Origin of the sequence: Clavibacter lycopersici (assembly GCF_003576405.1) — a bacterium.
Lineage (GTDB): Bacteria > Actinomycetota > Actinomycetes > Actinomycetales > Microbacteriaceae > Clavibacter > Clavibacter lycopersici.
This window is the reverse complement of record NZ_QWGT01000315.1, coordinates 1-2,576: the sequence shown is the minus strand read 5'-3', so window position 1 is coordinate 2,576 and position 2,576 is coordinate 1. Positions and strand designations below refer to the sequence as shown.

The following is a 2,576-nucleotide window of genomic DNA, read 5'->3' as shown; positions in this document are numbered from 1 at the left end:
GCGCCCTTGAGCAGCGCGATGGTCTGCTGCAGGTCGTCGCGGCTCTTGCTCGAGACGCGGAGCTCGTCGCCCTCGACGCGGCTCTTGATGCCCTTCGGGCCCTCGTCGCGGATGATCTTGCCGAGCTTCTTCGCGTTCGCCTGGTCGATGCCCTGCTTGAGGGTGACCTCGATGCGGTACTCCTTGCCGGAGGCGAAGGGCTCGCCCTCCTCGAGGCTCTTGAGGCCGATGCCGCGCTTGATCATCTTCGACTGCAGCACGTCGAGGATCGCCTTCACGCGCTCCTCGCTGGAGGCCTTCATGAGGATGGTGTCGCCGCTCCACTCGATGGAGGCGCCCACGTTCTTGAAGTCGTAGCGCTGCTCCACCTCCTTCTGGGTCTGGTGGACGGCGTTGTCCGCCTCCATGCGGTCGACCTTGCTGACGACGTCGAACGAGGAATCTGCCATGCCCACCATGTTAAGGGAGGCGCCGGTGGCACCCGATCCGGCGTGGGCGACGATTTCGGTTCGCGGGTCGGCGACCGCTATCATCGACGAGCGTCTCCGGTCCGTGATCACACAGGTCGGGTGCGCATGGCGAGTTACCCTAGCGGCCAAAGGGATCTGACTGTAAATCAGACGGCTCAGCCTTCGGGGGTTCGAATCCCTCACTCGCCACCGCACGGAACGGCCCCGCTCGCACGGGGCCGTTCGTCTGCCCCGCCGCATCCGTCGGGGCCCGCCCGCGCCGGCAGAGTCGCCCGCGCGCCCGACGACCTGGATCCACCACCGATGTTCCCCGCCGCTCCCGGCCCACGCACGCGCGCCCTCGGCACGTCCGGCGTCGTCGTCTCCACCCTCGGCCTCGGCACGAGCGGCTTCGGCTGGACCGCCGACCGCGACGAGGCGTGGTCGATCCTCGACGCCTACCGCGAGGAGGGCGGCACGTTCGTCGACACCGCGTCCTCCTACTCGCAGTGGGTGCCCGGTCACGCGGGCGGCGAGTCCGAGGAGATCATCGGCGGCTGGCTGGCCGCGCGCGGCTGCCGCGACGACGTCGTGGTGGGCACCAAGGTCGGCAAGAGCCGCGACGCCCCCGGCACGTCGGCCGACTCCATCCGCCGCGGCGTCGACGCCTCGCTCCGACGCCTCGGCACGACGCACGTCGACATCGTGCACGCCCACCTCGACGACACCCGCACCCCGCTCGAGGAGACCGTCGCCGCGCTGTCCGACCTCGTGAAGGAGGGCAAGGCTCGCCTCGTCGGCGTCTCCGGGTTCCGGCCCGAGCGGATCGAGCAGGCGCTCGCGCTCGCGCACGGATCCGGCGCGGTGCCCGTGGGCGTGGTGCAGGAGGAGTACAGCCTGCTGGCGCGCGACCACGCGGAGGGGCGGCTGCAGGCGGTCGTCCGGCAGGAGGGCCTGGGGCTCGTCGCGCACAGCGTGCTCGCCAAGGGCTTCCTCACCGGCAAGTACCTGCCCGGCGCGCCCGCCGTGCCGTCGGCCCGCGCGCTCGACGCCGAGCAGTACATGTCGCCCGGCGGGCACGCGACGGTGCGGGCCGCCGAGGAGGTCGCGCGGATGCGCGGCGTCACGGTCGCCGAGGTCGCCATCGCGTGGGTGCTCGGACGGCGCGGGGTCGCGAGCGCGCTCGTGGGTGCGCGGACGGCCCGGCAGATCCGGCAGCTGATGCCCGCCGCGCAGCTCGTGCTCGACGACGACGAGGTGTCCCGGCTCGCCTCCGCCGCGGCCCGGGCGACGCGCGACGAGAGCGCCTGAGCCGAGCGGCGCTGGCGAGCGCCGCGGGGCAGCCGCCGCCCGCGCCCGTATCCTGGGCGGACCGCCGCCCGAGCCGCCCGAGCCTCCCGAGGAGATCCGCCCGTGTCCCGTCCCTGGCCCGAGGGCTCCTACATCGCCGCCCTCCTCGTCATGACCACCGCGACCGGCGCCATCGACGGCGTGAGCTACCTCGCGCTCGACCGCGTGTTCACCGGCAACATGACCGGCAACGTGCTCTTCATCGGCTTCGGCCTCGTGGGCGTGGCCGACATCCCCGTGCTCAACAACCTCGTGGCGCTCGTGGCCTTCATGCTCGGCGCGGTGATCGCGTCGCGCATCACCCGGCGCGCGCCCACCGACGTGCACCTGCCGCGCTCCTCCGTCTGGATCCTCGTCACCGGCACCCTGCTCACCCTCGCGCTCGCCGTGGTCTGGCTCGCGGTCGGGACGCTCGAGACCGGGATCATGATCGCCATCACGGGCTTCCTCGCCCTGCTGCTCGGCGCGCAGGCCGCCGCCGTGAAGAGCATCGGCCTGCGCGACCTGTCGACCGTGGTCGTGACCATGACGATGGTGAACCTCTCCTCCGACAGCCGCGTCGCGGGCGGGACCGGTGCCGCGTGGGCCCGCCGGATCGGCGCGATCGTGTGCATGGGGCTCGGCGCGCTGGTCGCGGCGCTCATCACGACGCACGTCGGCGGCGCCTGGGCGCTGCTCGCGGCGGGCGGGCTGATGGTGCTGGGCGTGGGCCTCCTGTGGAACGCGCGCCGGATCGAGCGGGGGCACCTCCGCGAGGCCGCCCCGGCCGCCGCCTCC

At 72.9% G+C, this 2,576-nt stretch carries 3 protein-coding genes and 1 tRNA gene; 3 read left to right on the top strand and 1 reads right to left on the bottom strand.

The window, feature by feature from the left end; all coding sequences use genetic code 11:
• The coding region (locus tag DZG00_RS14465) for a YajQ family cyclic di-GMP-binding protein (RefSeq protein WP_119455770.1) at nucleotides 1-449 on the bottom strand (449 nt) is incomplete at its 3' end.
• 128 nt (nucleotides 450-577) lie between these two features.
• Between DZG00_RS14465 and DZG00_RS14460 the strand changes: the two genes are divergently transcribed.
• The 3 genes from DZG00_RS14460 to DZG00_RS14450 all read left to right on the top strand — a co-directional run.
• Nucleotides 578-659 (top strand) — tRNA-Tyr (locus DZG00_RS14460).
• 114 nt (nucleotides 660-773) lie between these two features.
• Nucleotides 774-1,760 carry an aldo/keto reductase gene (locus tag DZG00_RS14455; protein ID WP_119382535.1) on the top strand — a complete coding sequence of 329 codons (987 nt, stop codon included), beginning with the start codon at nucleotides 774-776 and terminating at the stop codon, nucleotides 1,758-1,760.
• A 102-nt stretch (nucleotides 1,761-1,862) separates the two neighbouring features.
• Nucleotides 1,863-2,576: YoaK family protein (locus tag DZG00_RS14450; protein ID WP_147360027.1), on the top strand; the 714-nt coding region annotated here is incomplete at its 3' end.